Here is a 1,091-nt window from a genome sequence, read left to right as displayed (position 1 = left end):
AGGGCGGTGCGGATCCCGGCCGCGTACGGCGCGGACGGGTCGATCACGACCAGCTTGACACCATCACGGAACGTCGGGGTCTGTAGCGCCAGCCACGAGCTCACGCAGGCCCCTGAGCGTCCCGGCGTGAGCCCGAGCAGCCGCCCCGACACGGCCGGATCGGCGTTCACGAAGGAGGTCATCCAGGGGTCTGACCGTTTCCACCCGGCCTCTTCCAACACCCAACGCACCGACCGGGCGCGGGTCTCATCGATGCCGAGCACCCGAGTCGGCTCCGGCTCGGGCAGCCACCGGGCCGCCAGGGCGATCAGCGCCCGGTGCGCCGTTGCCCATGCGATGCCGTACTCGCCCGCGACCTCGCTGACTGCGCGGTTCCCGGCCGCGATCGCGGAACCGATCTTCTCCCGCAGCCGCGTCGTGAGCCGCGACCGGGCCGGTACCGCGATCGACTGCTGCGTGAACGTGCCCGTCGCGCAGGCCGGCTCGCGGCACACCAGGCGCCGCTTGAGCCACCACAACTCGGTGCGCTGTCCCGAGGCGGGAAGGTCTTTCACACCGACCAGCGGTCGTTCCTTGACCCTCGAGGTGAGCACCCCACAGCCCGGGCAGGCGCCCTCCCGATCGATCACCTCGATGACGACACGGACCCTGTTCGGACCAATCCGGTGGAGCTGAAGGACAGCGAACTCGTCCTCCAAACCGAACAGCACTGACGTACCCTCGTTCATGCTCGTGGCCTCGCTGTTGTCGCGTTGTAAGAGACCAACAGCATGTCGGGGTCACGAGCCCCATCAACTACCGGGCGCCCCGCTCAAGTTCCAAGAGCCCCGTAAATAGGTGCTGCTGGGGCTGGTGTGACAATCGTGGCTTGATGGCCGATTTACAGCCCGGAACGGGCGCCCCCGCAGGGGGCACTGGGGCTATTCGGCGGTCCGGAATCGGGTCCGCTCAGAGGACGCGAATGGACCCACCACGGCCGATGCCGGCAGCAAAGGACCCCTCGGGACACTCACGCCCTCAATTTCGGTCCTATGCCTAGCCCGGAGATTTCATCGACGGGTGCTGCGGGGGGCTGTCGCGTGGGCTGAAAA

1 protein-coding gene is annotated in these 1,091 nt (G+C 67.8%); it reads right to left on the bottom strand.

Annotated elements, in window-relative coordinates:
• Window positions 1-629 (bottom strand): transposase family protein (locus BA895_RS18070; RefSeq protein WP_175442379.1); only part of this gene is annotated, 629 nt, incomplete at its 3' end.
• Window positions 630-1,091: the final 462 nt, after the last annotated feature.

It is taken from the genome of Humibacillus sp. DSM 29435, from assembly GCF_001758225.1.
In the GTDB taxonomy this organism is placed as follows: domain Bacteria; phylum Actinomycetota; class Actinomycetes; order Actinomycetales; family Dermatophilaceae; genus DSM-29435.
Note: the sequence above shows the minus strand (reverse complement) of the source record. Positions and strands in the feature narration are given on the sequence as shown.